Annotated in this window: 13 protein-coding genes and 4 tRNA genes; 1 reads left to right on the top strand and 16 read right to left on the bottom strand. The window is 69.5% G+C overall.

Features of this window, described 5'->3' with window-relative positions; genetic code table 11:
• Positions 1-143: 143 nt before the first annotated feature.
• The 10 genes from rplA to A605_RS02350 form a co-directional block, all read right to left on the bottom strand.
• Positions 144-854 (bottom strand): 50S ribosomal protein L1, encoded by a 711-nt coding sequence (gene rplA, locus A605_RS02395; RefSeq protein ID WP_015399908.1) that lies wholly within the window; start codon positions 852-854, stop codon positions 144-146.
• Between the two features lie 86 nt (positions 855-940).
• On the bottom strand, positions 941-1,372 hold the full coding sequence (gene rplK, locus A605_RS02390) for a 50S ribosomal protein L11 (protein WP_015399907.1): 432 nt from the start codon (positions 1,370-1,372) through the stop codon (positions 941-943).
• 285 nt (positions 1,373-1,657) lie between these two features.
• On the bottom strand, positions 1,658-2,581 hold the full coding sequence (nusG, locus tag A605_RS02385) for a transcription termination/antitermination protein NusG (RefSeq protein WP_081602155.1): 924 nt from the start codon (positions 2,579-2,581) through the stop codon (positions 1,658-1,660).
• 158 nt (positions 2,582-2,739) lie between these two features.
• Entirely contained in the window at positions 2,740-3,063 is a 324-nt protein-coding gene (gene secE, locus A605_RS02380) for a preprotein translocase subunit SecE (protein WP_015399905.1), read from the bottom strand.
• 26 nt (positions 3,064-3,089) lie between these two features.
• Positions 3,090-3,162: transfer RNA gene (locus tag A605_RS02375), tRNA-Trp, on the bottom strand.
• Between the two features lie 114 nt (positions 3,163-3,276).
• Positions 3,277-3,348: transfer RNA gene (locus A605_RS02370), tRNA-Met, on the bottom strand.
• Positions 3,349-3,402: 54 nt separating this feature from the next.
• Positions 3,403-3,475, bottom strand: a tRNA-Thr gene (locus tag A605_RS02365).
• Between the two features lie 249 nt (positions 3,476-3,724).
• Positions 3,725-4,633, bottom strand: coding sequence for a PfkB family carbohydrate kinase (locus tag A605_RS02360; RefSeq protein ID WP_015399904.1), 909 nt, complete (start codon positions 4,631-4,633; stop codon positions 3,725-3,727).
• Positions 4,634-4,725: 92 nt separating this feature from the next.
• Positions 4,726-4,810, bottom strand: a tRNA-Tyr gene (locus A605_RS02355).
• 82 nt (positions 4,811-4,892) lie between these two features.
• Positions 4,893-5,909 (bottom strand): polyprenyl synthetase family protein, encoded by a 1,017-nt coding sequence (locus tag A605_RS02350; RefSeq protein WP_015399903.1) that lies wholly within the window; start codon positions 5,907-5,909, stop codon positions 4,893-4,895.
• A 135-nt stretch (positions 5,910-6,044) separates the two neighbouring features.
• Here A605_RS02350 and A605_RS02345 point away from each other — a divergent pair, with 135 nt between their 5' ends.
• The gene (locus A605_RS02345) at positions 6,045-7,316 is read left to right on the top strand and encodes a geranylgeranyl reductase family protein (RefSeq protein ID WP_015399902.1); all 1,272 of its coding nucleotides are present in this window, start codon (positions 6,045-6,047) and stop codon (positions 7,314-7,316) included.
• 463 nt (positions 7,317-7,779) lie between these two features.
• Here A605_RS02345 and A605_RS02340 read toward each other — a convergent pair whose 3' ends face one another.
• The 6 genes from A605_RS02340 to A605_RS02315 form a co-directional block, all read right to left on the bottom strand.
• The gene (locus A605_RS02340; RefSeq protein WP_015399901.1) at positions 7,780-8,469 is read right to left on the bottom strand and encodes a demethylmenaquinone methyltransferase; all 690 of its coding nucleotides are present in this window, start codon (positions 8,467-8,469) and stop codon (positions 7,780-7,782) included.
• Positions 8,470-8,499: 30 nt separating this feature from the next.
• Positions 8,500-9,699, bottom strand: a complete 1,200-nt coding sequence (locus A605_RS02335; protein WP_027004226.1) for a glycosyltransferase family 4 protein — start codon at positions 9,697-9,699, stop codon at positions 8,500-8,502.
• Between the two features lie 68 nt (positions 9,700-9,767).
• Entirely contained in the window at positions 9,768-10,220 is a 453-nt protein-coding gene (locus A605_RS02330; protein ID WP_027004225.1) for a DUF3592 domain-containing protein, read from the bottom strand.
• A gap of 11 nt (positions 10,221-10,231) precedes the next feature.
• The gene (gene menD / locus A605_RS02325) at positions 10,232-11,866 is read right to left on the bottom strand and encodes a 2-succinyl-5-enolpyruvyl-6-hydroxy-3-cyclohexene-1-carboxylic-acid synthase (RefSeq protein WP_015399898.1); all 1,635 of its coding nucleotides are present in this window, start codon (positions 11,864-11,866) and stop codon (positions 10,232-10,234) included.
• 43 nt (positions 11,867-11,909) lie between these two features.
• The gene (locus A605_RS02320) at positions 11,910-12,449 is read right to left on the bottom strand and encodes a hypothetical protein (RefSeq protein ID WP_015399897.1); all 540 of its coding nucleotides are present in this window, start codon (positions 12,447-12,449) and stop codon (positions 11,910-11,912) included.
• A gap of 64 nt (positions 12,450-12,513) precedes the next feature.
• Entirely contained in the window at positions 12,514-14,952 is a 2,439-nt protein-coding gene (locus A605_RS02315) for an excinuclease ABC subunit UvrA (protein WP_015399896.1), read from the bottom strand.
• Between the last annotated feature and the right edge of the window lie 65 nt (positions 14,953-15,017).

Raw genomic sequence — 15,017 nt, 5'->3', positions numbered from 1 at the left:
ACAGAAACGGGCTCACCCACCATGATGCGCATTCCCCCGCGTTTGCGCAGAAAGCCCGGCCCCGACCCGGAAATGCGGAACACCCCGCCTTCCGGAAAGGAAGGCGGGGCGTCGTCAAGCAGCTGTCAAGCGGCGTGGGAGGTCTACTCCTCGCCGGCGTAGTTCTTCTGCACCGACGGGTCGACCGGGATGCCCGGGCCGGTGGTGGAGGAGATGGTGATCTTCTTCAGGTAGATGCCCTTGGAGGAGGACGGCTTGATGCGGTTCAGCTCGTCGATGAGGGCGCCGTAGTTCTCGGCGAGGGCCTTCGGCTCGAAGGACGCCTTGCCGATGTTGGCGTGGAGGTTGGAGGCCTTGTCCACGCGGAAGGAGATCTTGCCGCCCTTGACCTCGGTGATGGCCTTGGCGACGTCGGTGGTGACGGTGCCGGTCTTCGGGTTCGGCATCAGGCCACGGGGGCCCAGGACACGCGCGACGCGGCCGACCTTGGCCATCTGGTCCGGGGTGGCGATGGCGACGTCGAAGTTGATGTTGCCGGCGGTGATCTGCTCGATCAGCTCGTCGGTGCCCACGATGTCGGCGCCGGCCTGCTCGGCCTCGGTGGCCTTCTCGCCGGCGGCGAAGACGGCGACGCGGACGGTCTTGCCGGTGCCGTTCGGCAGGTTGACGGTGCCGCGGACCAGCTGGTCGGCCTTGCGCGGGTCGACGCCGAGGCGGATGGCGACATCCACGGTGGCGTCGTAGTTCTTGGAGGAGGTGTCCTTGACCAGGGACGTGGCCTCGATCGGGGAGTACAGGCGGTTCTGGTCGACCAGCTCAGCGGCTGCCCGGAAAGCCTTGGACTTCTTGCTCATGATGTGAATCCTTCACTGGGGATTGTGTGGTGAACGGGCCGAGCCGGCCCTCCCACGGTGTGTACGGTGCCTTGCGGCGGGGAAGACTAGTCCTCGACGGTGATGCCCATGGAGCGGGCGGTGCCGGCGATGACCTTCACGGCGGCGTCGATGTCGCGCGCGTTGAGGTCTTCCTTCTTGGTCTCGGCGATCTCCCGGAGCTGGTCGAGGGAGACCTTGCCCACCTTGTCGGTGTGCGGGACGCCGGAGCCCTTCTGCAGGCCGGCGGCCTTGAGCAGGAGCTTCGCGGCCGGCGGGGTCTTCAGCTTGAAGTCGAAGCTGCGGTCCTCGTAGACGGTGATCTCGACCGGGATGACATTGCCGCGCTGGGACTCGGTGGCGGCGTTGTAGGCCTTGCAGAACTCCATGATGTTGACACCATGGGCACCCAGGGCCGGGCCGACCGGGGGAGCCGGGTTGGCGGCGCCCGCCTCGATCTGCAGCTTGATGAAGCCGGTGACCTTCTTCTTCGGAGCCATCGAATTACCTCGTTCCTTGGTACCGGGGCACCCGTCACGATGATGACGGCCCCGTCCGGATGCCGGGCCCCGCTGCCAACGCAGATGCTGATCACGCTGGGTCTGCACGTATCCCGGCCACCGGGGATGAATAAGTTGTCTCGCGCGCGACCGGGCCCTGAACGGCATGCCGGACACGCGGGGGTCAATCCTACGGCACAGCCCGCCACCAGCCCAAATCGCGTCTCGCGCGCTCGGGCCGGGGCGGGCTGCCTCGACAGGATGCGGGGTTTCCCGCTGATCGTGCTAGCTGATCTTCTCGACCTGGTCGGCGGTGAGCTCGACCGGGGTCTCACGACCGAAGATGGAGACCAGGGCCTGGATCTTGCCGGTCTCGTGGTCGATCTCGGAGATCGTGGCGGAGACGGAGGCCAGGGCGCCGGTGAGGATGGTGACGGCCTCGCCGACCTCGAAGTCGACGGAGACCTTCGGCTTGTCCTGCTCCTCCGGCATGGCGATGACCTGCTCGCCCTCGGCGGTGGTCTTCGCGGCCTCGCCCTCGGCCGGGGCCTCCTTCGGCAGCAGGAACTTGGCGACCTCGCGGTGCTTGACCGGGGTGGCGTTGCCCTCGTTGCCGACGAAGCTGGTGACACCCGGGGTGTCGCGCACGACGGACCAGGCCTTGTCGTTGATGTCCATGCGCACCAGGACGTAGCCCGGCAGCAGCTTGCGCTTGACCGGCTTGCGCTTGCCGTCCTTGATCTCGATGGCCTGCTCGATCGGGACCACGACGTCGTAGATGGCGTCCTCGACCTCGAGGGTCTGGATGCGCATGTCCAGGTTGGTCTTCACCTTGTTCTCGTAGCCCGAGTAGCACTGGATGATGTACCACTGGCCCGGCTGCTTCTTCAGCTCGCGGGTGTAGTCGCGCAGACGCTTGCGGTAGGCGGCCTCGGAGTCCTCCTCCTGGGTGTCGCCCAGGGCCGCGGCAGCGGCGGCGAAGGGGTCCTGCTCGGTGGCGGGGGCGTCGTCGGCCGGGGCGTCCCCATCGGCCTCGGCGGGGTTCGCGACACCCGTGTCAACGTCCTCCAGGGCGGCGTCGGCGGTGGGATCCTCGAAGGCGTCGGTGACGGCGTCCGGGGTCTCGGCGGCGGTGGGGCTGGCCGCGCCGGCGGCGTCCTCGGCGACACCTCCCTGGATGTCCTGGTCGAAGGTGTTCTCGTCGTTCATGGTGTGCTCCAAAACGTGATCGTCGGTCATGCTTCCCTCCCGACCACGGGAAGGCGTCGGCCTGCTGTCCGGGTCAATCCTACCTGCGGGGAAGGCAATAAATTATCCCGCCGGCCCTGCGGGCCCGACGGGATGAAATCTGATGGTGGTGATTCTAGCTAAGGCGTGAGGACCTTCTCAACTCCGAGGCCCACGACGAAGTCCACGCCGGAAACGAGGGCGGTGACGATGATGAGGAAGGCGAAGACCACCACGGTGTAGGTGACCATCTGGCGCGCGGTGGGCCAGATGACCTTGCGCATCTCGGAGACGACCTCCGGAACGAAGGCCACCGGTCCGCCGCCGGGCTTCTCGTCCCCGGGCGTGGGCCTGGTGACCTTCTTGGCCTCGTAGGAGGCGGTGGAGGTGGTGCTGACTCCGGCCAGCTGACGCTTACCGGTCGGGCGAGCTCCGCCGGACTGGTTCGGCTGATCTTCGCTCACAGCACTCCTCGCGATAGAAAACTTTGCAGGGGCGACAGGACTCGAACCTGCAACCTACGGTTTTGGAGACCGTTGCTCTACCAATTGAACTACGCCCCTTGGTGTGCAGTCGTGATGACAGCACGCACTACCTTATCAGAACGTCGCCTCCCGTGGGGAACCGACTTCCTGCGGAGTTCGGGAACAGGCACCGCGTGCGGTGCCCTCACCCGGTAGCGATGGCGGGAATTGAACCCGCGACACAGCGATTATGAGTCGCTTGCTCTACCACTGAGCTACACCGCCTGATGGCCGTTCACCCCCACGGTCACCCCAGTGACTGCGGGAGAAAAACAACAGAGCCCCCTGTCAGAATCGAACTGACGACCTTTTCCTTACCATGGAAACGCTCTGCCGACTGAGCTAAGGGGGCACAGCCTCTTGGACGGGGCCTGATCTCTCTGACCCGCTCCGTTGAAGCCTCACAAAGATTAACCCGATGCTCCCAAAGAACACAAATCAGCAGTTCAGTACATCTTTTCCCACCTCTGCGAGAGGTCGATTCCCGAGGGTGCGCACCAAGGCGCGCGAAAGGAGCCGACGGACTGCCGGCGGACCACCTGCGGGCGGCCGGGGGCAGTGGCCGCGCAGCGACCGGTCCGGTGGGTGGGGACGGCCGCCGCTACCCCACACGGGAGTTCGTCGGTGCCAGTCCCGTGAGGTCGGGGCGCCCACCCAGACGCTGGACGGCGGAGTCCCGGCATGCCGCCGCGAGTTCCCCGGCCTCCCCCGGCGCACAGCCCGCCCGCAGCCCGACCACCAGCCCGGCGAGGAAGGCGTCCCCGCCTCCCGTCACGTCGGCCTTCCCCTGCCCGAAGGGGAAGAACCGGTGTCCGCCGTCCCAGGCCACGATGTCCCCGACCCCCTCGACACCGAAGGCGACGACCTCGACGCCCCCGTCGATGAGGCTCCGGGCCGTATTCACGGCGGCCCCGGAGTCCCTCATGGCGACGCCCGTGAGCAGCTGCGCCTCGTGCGCGTCCGCCCGGACGACCGAGGCGGCGGACAACAGCCCCTGTTTCTCCGGATCGGTCACCGCGCCGTCGAGGACGACCCGCGCGCCGGCGTCCACGGCGAGGCGGGCCGCCTCGAGCAGAGTGGCGGCTGGCTGCTGCAGCTGCAGGCAGACGGTGTCGGCCGCGCGGAAGGCCTCCTCCGCACCGCGCACGTCGTCGACGCCCAGCAGCGACTCATCCGGCACGTGCTCGAGCAGTCGGCGCTCCCCGTCGGCGTCGACCACATCGAGGAGAAGTGCGCTGACGCCGCGGCGGACCACCCACTCCGCGCCGATGCCGTCGTCTCGGAGGGACCGGAGGAGCCCCTCGCCCGCCGGGTCCGCGCCCGTGACCCCCAGGAGTGTCACCGGGGCCCCCAGCTGCACCATGCCGACCGCCTGATTGACACCCTTGCCACCCAGGATCTCGTGGCGCGTGCCGACGTCCACGCTGCCGCCCGCGCCCGGGAACTGTTCGACGGTGAGGATGAGATCGCGACCGATCTGCCCCATGACGAGGATAGTGCTGTCGACCATGACCCCGGTCTATCACAGCTTTCGGGCGACGGCCCGTCGTCCCGGAACCGAAAAACCCACCTGCGGGATTTCTCCCGCAGGTGGGTCTCAGATGGTGCCAGGTAGAAGATTCGAACTTCTGAAGGCAATGCCGGCGGATTTACAGTCCGCTCCCTTTGGCCGCTCGGGCAACCTGGCGTGCACCGTTGCGGTGCGTTGAACACTCTACTACGCACTCCCCGATCAACTGCAAACTAGCTGGTCAAAGCCCCCGAAAAAGCTATCCGACGCGTCGGACGGTGTAGCCGGCGAGCTGACCCAGGGCACGGGTGACCTCGTTGTCGGGCAACCGGCTGACCTGTTCCTCGGCCTCGGCGAGGTAACGGTGGACGTCGGCGAGCGCCTTCTCCCGCCCCGTGGAACGTGCCAGCAGCTCGAGGGCGCGTTCGACGGACGCGTCGTCGGTGAGCGGGCCGGTGAGCAGGCCGCGCAGCTCCTCGCCCACCTCGGTGTCCTCCTGCAGCGCGTGGAGGACCGGCAGGGTGAACACACCCTCCCGCAGGTCGGTGCCCGGCGTCTTCCCGGATTCATCGGGGTCGGAGTAGATGTCGATGATGTCGTCGACGATCTGGAAGACGATGCCGATGGCCTCACCCAGGCGCTTCAGCGCGTCGATGTGCTCGTCGCTGGCACCGCCGTGCAGCGCTCCGAGATAGCCGGCGGAGGCGATGAGCACGCCGGTCTTCTCCCGGATGACCTTGGTGTAGTGCTCGATCGGATCCGAGTCGCCGGGTCCGACGGTTTCGCGCATCTGGCCCGTGACCAGGTCACCGAAGGTCTCGGCGAAGTGGAAGACGGTCTCCCTGCCCAGCCCACTCATCAGCCGCGAGGCGTGGGCCAGCAGGATGTCGCCGGCGAGGATGGCGACGGAGTTGTCCCAGCGCGAATTCGCGGATTCAACCCCCCGGCGCAGCTCGGCCTCGTCCATGACGTCGTCGTGGTAGAGGGTGGCGAGGTGGGTGATCTCGACGACCGCGGCGGCCCTGATGACCTCATCCGACCCGGCCTTCGGTCCGTATTCGGAGGCCAGCAGCGCCATCATCGGGCGGAATCGTTTCCCGCCGGCCCGGATGAGGTGAAGGACCTTGTCGACGAGGAAGTCCTCGCCCTTGGACAGCTCGTCGTGCAGCAGCTTCTCGACGGCCGCGAGACCGTCGGCGATGCGCGCATTGAGATCGGCGTCCCCCAGATCCACGTACCCGGCGGAACGGGGCGGTTGGGTCGGGCCGTGGGTCATGGTGGGAAGTCCTTGCAACAATCAGTCCCCCACGCCAGGCGAGGGAAATTTGGGTCGAAAGCTCGCACTTAACCGTAGTCCAAACCCGCCTCCCGCCACACCCCGGGGTATGCGGTGCCGGCCCGCTCTGCCACAATGGGCGACGTGAGCGAGAAGTTGGAGCATGTCGACGTCCTCGTGGTCGGGGCGGGCCCCGCGGGCAGCGCCGCAGCGGTCCACTCCGCGGAGGCGGGGCACTCCGTGCTGCTCGTCGACGCCGCCTCCTTCCCCCGCGACAAGACCTGCGGCGACGGCCTGACCCCGCGGGCCATCCACCAGCTGCGCCGGCTCGGCGTGGCGGAGAAGGTCACCGACGGCTACGTCAACCGCGGCCTCAAGTTGCACGGCTTCGGCGGCTCCGTCACCGCCCCCTGGCCCGACGGCCACTTCGGTACCGTCGGCTCCGCCATGCCGCGTATGCGTTTCGACGCCCTCCTGGCCGAGACCGCCGTCGAGCGCGGGGCCGTTCTCTGGGAGGACGCCCCGGCCGTCGGGGCCGAATTCGACGGTTCCCGCCTGTCGCGGGTGACGGTGCGTCACGCGGGCGTCGACAGGCAGGTCGCCCCGAAGTGGGTCATCGTGGCCGACGGCGTGCGCTCCCCCTTCGGCAAGCTGCTGGGACGCACCTGGCACCGCGGCGAGGTCTACGGCATCGCGGCACGGTCCTACTGTGATTCCCCATTCGCGGACGAGCCGTGGATCCATTCTCACGTGGAGCTCAAGGACAGCGACGGGGTGGTCCAGCCCGGCTACGGCTGGATCTTCCCGCTCGGCGACGGCACCGTGAACCTCGGCTGCGGTGCGCTGTCCACCGACGCGCGGCCGGCGAAGGTCAACACCAAGAAGCTCCTCGACTTCTACGCCTCGCAGCAGCGTGAAGAATGGGGTCTCGGGGTACCGCGGGACGTGGCCTCGGCGATGCTGCCGATGGGCGGGGCGGTGTCCAATGTCGCCGGCCGCAACTGGATGCTCATCGGCGACGCCGCCGCCTGCGTGAACCCGCTGAACGGCGAGGGCATCGACTACGGGCTGGAGACCGCCGAGATGGCCGTCGAACTGCTCGGCGCGGAGGGCAGGGATCTGACCCTGGTGTGGCCGCACGTGCTGCGCGGACACTACGGCGAGGCCTTCCTCCTGGCCCGCACCGCCGCCCGCCTGCTGACCTACCCGCAGTTCCTGCCCGTGGTCGGGCCGCTGGGCCTGCGCGGGCCGGTCGGCGCGGTGCTCATGCCCGCCGCCGCCCGGCTGATGGGCAACCTCGTGGTTGATGAGGACCGGGACCTGCTGGCCCGGGTGTGGCGCACGGCGGGGCGCGGGGTGTCGATGGCCCGGTCCGGTTCCCCGCTGTGGTCCACGGAGGCCGCGTAGAGGCACTGCTCTCCTCCCGGAGACTGCGGGCGAGATGCGCTGTCACCAGCGTGTGGTGGAAGGAACGCATCTTCCGACCTGTGCACGTTTCTCCACACGGTGGACGGACCGGACGCCCCCGCCGCCTCCGAGCGTGCGGTGGAAGGAGCACGTCTGCGGCCAGGGCCCTTTCCTCCACACAGTCGGCGGGTCTGATGCATGCACTGCCACCAGCGTGTGATGGAAGGAACGCATCTGCCGACCTATGCACGTTTCTCCACACGGTGGACGGACCGGACGCCCCCGCCGCCTCCGAGCGTGTGGGGGAAGGAGCACCCCGCCCCTCAGCGCACGTTCCTCCACACGCCCCAGGACCCCAGCGCCCTCAGCGACCCCAGGCGTGTGGAGAAACAGCCCACCGTGGAAATGAGCGGAGGGAGTGCGTGCCCACGCACTCCCCGACCAGAGCCCCCCCCGAAGTCCTCTACCCCGGCTTGACCGCCGAGTGCATCGCCACGATGCCGAAGGTGAGGTTCTGCCAGCCGCACCCGGTCCACCCGTTGGCGTTGATCACGCTGGCCAGTCCCTCCTGGTCCGGCCAGGCGCGGATGGACTCTGCCAGGTACTCGTAGGCCGCCGGGTTCGAGGACACGAGGCGCGCGATCGCCGGCAGCAGGCGCATGAGGTACTCCTTGTACACCGTGCCGAAGACCGGGACGACCGGGGTGGAGAACTCGTTGACAGTCAGGCGTCCGCCGGGCCGGGTCACGCGCGCCATCTCACGCAGGGCGGCCTCGTGGTCGTGGATGTTGCGCAGCCCGTAGGAGATGGTCACGGCGTCGAAGGTGTCGTCCGCGAACGGCAGGTGCATGCCGTCGCCGACCACCTTGGGCACGTCGCGGTCGCGGCCGGCCGCCAGCATGCCCTGGGAGAAGTCGCAGGCCACGGACCAGGCGCCGGATTTGGCCAGCTCGACGGTGGACACCGCGGTTCCGGCGGCCAGATCGAGGACCTTCTCGCCGGGCTGCAGGTTGAGTCGCTCCCGGGTCCGCCTGCGCCAGTACCGGTCCTGCCCGAAGGACAGGATGGTGTTGGTCAGGTCGTATTTCTCTCCCACGTCGTCGAACATCGTCGCGACGTCGAAGGGTTTCTTCTCCAGGGATGCCTTAGCCACACCCCGAGTCTAGGTGATGGTGCCCCGTGCTCAGGCCACGCGGGCGCCGAGGGCCTTCGCGGCCCATAACGGCAGCTGCGGGCGCGGACCGAAGAAGGTCAGCGGTACACGGCGGGACTCCTCGAGCACCTCCGTGTAGTAGTCCATGAGCTGCCCGCAGAGGGCCTCCCAGGTCTTGTCCTGTACCGAGGCGCGGGCGTTGTGGCGCAGCAGTTCGTGACGCTCGTCGTCGAGCAGCCACTCGGCGGCGCCGGGCAGGTCGTCGGCGAACGTGTCGACGTCGAGGAGCAGGCCGTTGCAGCGCTCCTCGATGAGGTCGACGGGGCCGCCGGCGCGGGGGCCGATGGTCGGCACGCCGGAGGCTTGGGCCTCCTGAATCGCCTGGCAGAAGGTCTCGAACTCACCGGCGTGGACGAACAGGTCGAGCGAGGCGTAGGCCCGTGCCAGTTCATCGCCGTCGAGGGCGCCGGTGAACACCGCGTCGGGCATCCGCGCCTCGAGTTCCGCGCGGGAGGGGCCGTCGCCGACGATGACCAGCTGGATGTCGCGGCGGCCGTGCAGGGAGACCAGGCGGTGCACGCCCTTCTCCGCGGCGAGCCGGCCGACGAAGCCGACGATCTTCTTCCGCCCCGTCGGATCCCAGCTGCGGCGCAGGGCCGTCGATCGCTTCTCCGGGGTGAAGCGGACCGTGTCGACGCCGCGGCCCCAGTGGCGGACGTTGTGGATGCCGCGGGACTCGAGCTCGGAGATGGTCAGCGAGGACGGGGCCAGCGTCAGCTGGCACATGTTGTGGATGGTGCGGGTCCACTCCCACGCGGCGGTCGCCAGCGGGGTGAGGTGGTACTTCGTGGCGAAACCGGCGACGTCGGTCTGGTAGAGGGCGACGGCCGGGATGCGCAGCTGGCGGGCGGCGAAGGCGCCGGCGGCCCCGAGGACGAAGGGGCTGGCGAGGTGGATGAGGTCGGGCCGGAACCCGCGCAGTTCCTCGGCGACGGTGCGGTTGGGCACGCCGACCGGCAGGGAGTCGATCAGCGGGACGCGAACCGTGGGAACCCGGACGATGCCGTAGCCCAGGTACTCGGGGATCTCCTCCTGGAAGTCGCGGGCGCCCGGCGCGATCACCCGGGCCTCGTGTCCCTCACGGTGCAGGTGCTCCAGAATGCGGAGCACCGAATTGGTCACCCCGTTGACATTCGGAAGAAAGGATTCTGCAACGATCGCTACTCGCATGCGTGACATCATCTCCTAGAAAGACTAAGCGACCCTGAGCACCGGATTTACGCCCGGCGAACTGTCGGTTAACTTCCCTCGTCCCGCCTTTCCGCTCGTCGGGTGAAGAAGCTGACTAACCACCAGGATAGTCCCCCGACCACGGCGACCGCGGCGGCCACGCTGAGCGCGGGGATGATCGACAGGGTCCAGGCGCGGTTCTCCACCTTGACCAGGTCCGGGTCCTCCTTGGCGTAGGTGACCCACACGCGCTGGCCCTCCCCCACCCCGGTGGGATAGAGCAGGCCGGTCGGCGGGGAGTGGTAGATGCCCTCCTCGTCCTGGTAGACCACGGTCGTGCGGAACGTGTCGACGGCCGTGACGGTGGCCAGGGTGCGGCCGGGATCGGCGGCGATGGTGCGGTCGTTGATCATGGGGCCGGCCACCATGGCCACGCAGCCGAGGAGGCCGGCGGCGGCCAGCGCCATGATCAGCTGGTGCAGCCGCCGACGCAGGATCGCCGCCGTGTAGTTCGGCACCATGGCGCGTTCGGTCACAGGACGACCCTGCCCCGCAGCTGTTCGTGCAGGGCCCGGCGGGTGACGCGGGTGGTGCGGGCCTCGATGACGGTCAGCCCGGCGGGTACCTCGGTGGTGTCGAGCAGGGCGTCGAGCAGTTCGCGCAGGGTGGTCGCCTCGCGGTGGTTGACGCCGTAGCCGGCGCACAGGGAGGCGATGTCGGCCTCGTGGGGGGTGGCGAAGACGCGCTCGAAGGACGGGCGCAGGCCCTCGGCGCCGATCTCGAGGGTCTCGAAGATGCCGCCGCCGTCGTCGTTGGCCACGACGATGGTGAGGTTCTCCGGGTGGGGCTCGTCCGGGCCGATGAGCAGGCCGCCGATGTCGTGGAGGAAGGTGACGTCGCCGATGAGCGCGACGGTGCGCGGGGCGCGCGGCTCGGCGGCGTGGGCGGCCTGGGTGGCCAGGGCGACACCGATGGCCTGGGAGACCGTGCCGTCGATGCCGGCGGCCCCGCGCGGGGAGTACGTGGCGACGCCGTCGTAGGGCAGGCCGATCAGCGAGGCGTCGCGCACCGGGTTGGAGGCGCCGAGGAACAGGGTGTCACCGGTGCCGAGGGTGTCGGCGACGGCCGCGGCGGCGTGCAGTCCGGTGAAACCGTGGGCGTCGTCGCCCAGGGTCTCGCGCACGGCCTCGGCGGCCAGCTCGGAGGCGGCGTCGCAGATCTTGAGCCATTCGCGGGTCGGCTCGCCGGTGGTCTTCACCCGGCTGGCGCGGACGGTGTCGCGGGCCAGGTCGGTGAAGTCGTCGGTGCGGGACAGGGTGATGACCTTAAGATCCGGGTCCACCAGCAGCGCGAGGACGTCGCGGTGCAGGGTCGGGTGGCCGACGACCACGACCTGCTCGGGGCGGGTGTTGACCACGTAGTCGTTGGCGCTGACCTGCTCGCGACGGAAGATGCCGGCGGCCAGGGGGTGCACCGGGCGGTAGGCGGCCGGGGCGGAGGGTTCGGCGATCGTCGGCACGTCCTCCAGCCCGTCGACGGCCCAGGCCTCGTCGCCGGCGATGACGATGGTGTTCTTCCCCAGGTCGAGGGCGACCTCGCCGTGGTCGGCTGCCCGGGGTCCCGGCGCGGGTGCCCGGTGGGTGGTGGTCGACTGCGGCGGTTCGGGCAGCCGGTCGCCGACGAGCGGGGCGTCGAGGGCGACGTTGACGTGCACCTGGCGCCGGGAGGTGAACTCCTCACCGAGGGCGGCGACGTCATCCAGCGTCTCGATCTGCAGGGTGCGGGCGTAGGTGCCGAAGATGCCCTGCTGGTGGATGGTCTGGCTGGCACCGGTGCCGATCAGCCGGGTCGGCCGGTCGGCGGAGATCACGGCCAGCGGGGTGTGCGAGTGACAGGCCTCGACCATGGCCGGCAGGCAGTTGGCCACCGCGGAACCGGAGGTCATCACCACGCCGACGTGGCGGCGCTGCACACGGGCGAGACCGAGGGCGAGGAAGGCGGCGGAGCGCTCGTCGAGGCGGACGTGGACGCGGATGTCGCCGCGGGCGAGCAGGGCCAGGGACAGCGGGGAGTTCCGGGAACCGGGGCAGATCACGACGTCGCTGAGGTGACGGGAGAGTTGTTCGGCGACGGCGGCGGCCAGGTTCATGGACTCGGGGTACGACATGTCCACCAAGTCTACGGGCGTGCGCCCACCGCGCCTATTGTGCCTACTGGGCCGGTGCGGGCTCCCCGGCCGGGGCCTCGCCGCCGCGGAACTGGTCGAGGAAGCCGTCGATGTCGAACTCCGGCAGTTCCGAGGGAAGTTCCGAGGGCAGCTCGGTCGGCAGGTTGTCCAGCGGGCCGGACTCCTCGGTCACCGTCCCCGTGGCGGTCTGCGTGACCGTCTGGGTCGCGGTCTGCGTCTCGGTGACCGGCGGCGGCGGTTCCTGTTCGGCCTCGCCCGCGGCGGACCGCCACAGCAGGAAGAACACGACCGCGGCGATCGCCGCCAGGCCCAGGAGGATGCCCAGCAGCATGGGTGCGCGGCCGCCCTTCCCGGGTTCCGGTTCCGGTTCGGCGTAGGCGGCCGGGTCGTAGCCGGGCGGCCGGTGCTGCGGCGCCTCGTACCGCGGTTCCTGGTACGGCTGCTGGTCGCGGGTCTCGTAACTCGGGCCGTTCTCGCCCGGGAAGTACTGCCGTGGCCGCTGCGGTTCCTCCTGCCGGCCGATGAAACGGGTCTCGTCGTTGTCGTCGTTGCGTGGGTTCATCGGTGGGGTCCTCCTCATTGAACCGGGATGACTCTAGACGGCGGAGCTGTGGAGAACCCGGCAATCAGATGGCACGTGCCTTCAACGCCCGCCCGGTCGCCGATCCCTCGGTCTCCGCCACCTCGGCCGGGGTTCCGTCGGCGATGATACGCCCGCCGTCGGCGCCCGCCCCCGGCCCGAGGTCGATGACGCGGTCGGCGCGCGCGACCATCGCGAGGTCGTGTTCGACGACGACCACCGTGTCGCCGCCGTCGACGAGGCGCTCCAGCTCCGTCAGCAGCTTATCGACGTCCGCGGGGTGCAGGCCCGTGGTCGGCTCGTCGAGCAGGTGGACGGTGTGGCCGCGCCGGGTGCGCTGCAGCTCGGTGGCCAGTTTGATGCGCTGGGCCTCCCCGCCCGAGAGCTCCGGGGCGCCCTGGCCCAGCCGCAGGTAGCCCAGGCCGACGGCCCGCAGGGCGCGGATGGCGCGGGCGATGGCCGACACGTCGTCGAATACCTCGGCGGCCTCGTCGACGGTCAGGCCCAGCACGTCAGCGACCGTCAGGCCGTGCCAGGTCACCTCGAGGGTCTCGGCGTTGTAGCGGGCGCCGTGGCAGTCGGGGCAGGTGGTGTAGGAACCGGGCAGGAACACCAGCTCCACCTCGATCTGGCCCTCGCCGTTGCAGGTGGGGCACTGGCCCTGTTTGACGTTGTAGGAGAAGCGCGAGACGGTCCACTTCCGCTTTCTCGCCTCGTCGGTCTCGGCGAAGAGCTTGCGGACCTTGTCGAACAGGCCGGTGTAGGTGGCCAGGCAGGACCTCGGCGTACGTCCGATGGGTTTCTGGGTGATCTGCACCAGGCGGGTGATCTGCTCCGCACCCGTGACCTCCCCGACGCGCCAGGAACCCCCGGTGTGGTCGTGGTCGTCGGACCCGTCACCGGCGTCCCCGGCGGTCGTCGTCACGCGCTCGCGCAGCGTCTCGGCGAGCACGTGGCTGATCAGCGTGGACTTGCCGGAGCCGGAGACGCCCGTGACGGCGGTCAGCTGCCCCAGGCCCAGGTCGAGGTCGAGGCCGTCGAGGGTGCGGGCGTGGATGCCGTGCAGGGACAGCGTGCCGGAGGCGACACGGGCGTCGTCACGCGTTGTGGGGGTGAGTGGGCCGACGTTGAGCGCACGGGCGGTGGGCGAATCCTCATCGGCCAGGCCGTCGACGGGGCCCGAGTAGAGGACCTCTCCCCCGCCCTCGCCGGCGGCCGGGCCGACGTCGACTATCCAGTCGGCCCCGGCGACCAGCGACATGTCGTGTTCCACGAGCAGGACGGAGTTGCCGGCGTCGAGAAAGCGGCGCATCAGCCCGGAGACGGCGCGGCGTTCCTCGGGGTGCAGGCCGGCGGACGGCTCATCGAGGACGTAGGCCACCCCGAACAGTCCCGAGCGCAGCTGTGAGGCGAGGCGCAGGCGCTGCAGCTCGCCGGCCGACAGCGTGCGGGCGCCCCGGCCCAGCGAGAGGTGGCCGAGGCCGAGCTCGGTGGTGGACTCCAGAATCGGTGCGACCTGTTCGAGCAGCAGGACCTCGGCGTCGGTGCCGGATCCGAGCTCGTGCAGCCGGGTGGTGAACATCTCGTGGACGCGGGCCAACGGGAGGGCGTTGAGCTCGTCGATGGGCAGCCCGAGGTAGGTCACGGCCAGGGCCTCGGGCATGAGACGACGCCCGCCGCAGGTCGGGCAGGGGGTGGACTCCATGAACGACAACGTGCGCCGGCGGAGGGTGTCCGACTGCGTCTCGGCGAGGGTCTTGCGCAGGTAGGAGGCCACGGAGCGCCACGTGCCCTCGTAAGTCTTCTGCACCTGCTCCGCGCTGCGCACGGGATGGATCGTGACCACGGGGCGTTCCTCGGTGAACAGGATCCAGTCCCGGTCCCGACGCGGAATGTCCCGCCAGGGCGTGTCCATCGGGTAACCGAGTGACTCCAGGATGTCGTGGAAGTTCTTGCCCGCCCACGCGCCCGGCCAGGCGGCGATGGCGCCCCCGTTGATGGTCAGCGCCGGATCCGGGACCATGCTGGCCTCGGTGGGGAGATGCCTGACACCGGTGCCGTGGCAGTCCGGGCACATGCCGGCGGTGGTGTTCGGGGAGAAGGCGTCCGAGTCGAGGCGGTCCGGGAAATTGGGCGGGTAGGTGCCCGAGCGCGAGTACAGCAGGCGCACCGTGTTCGAGATGGTGGAGACGGTGCCCACCGACGAACGCGCCCCGCCCGCCGAGCGGTTCTGCTCCAGGGCGACCGTCGGCGGCAGCCCCTCGACCGATTCGACCTGCGGATCCGTGGCGCTGCCGATGAGCCTCCGGGCGAAGGGGGCGATCGACTCGAGGTAGCGCCGCTGGGCCTCCCCGTGCAGAGTGCCGAAGGCCAGCGAGGACTTCCCCGACCCCGAGACACCGGTGAAGGCGACGAGTCTGTTGCGCGGCAGCTCGACGTCCACGTGCTTCAGGTTGTGCAGGTGCGCTCCGTGGACCCGGATCATTCCGTCATCGGTGAAAGTCATATGGGTCGAGTGTAGGAGCCGGACGGCGGGTTGCAGTGGCGGGG

This window comes from Corynebacterium halotolerans YIM 70093 = DSM 44683 (assembly GCF_000341345.1).
GTDB classification, from domain to species: Bacteria; Actinomycetota; Actinomycetes; order Mycobacteriales; family Mycobacteriaceae; genus Corynebacterium; species Corynebacterium halotolerans.
This window is presented reverse-complemented; position numbering and strand designations above follow the sequence as displayed.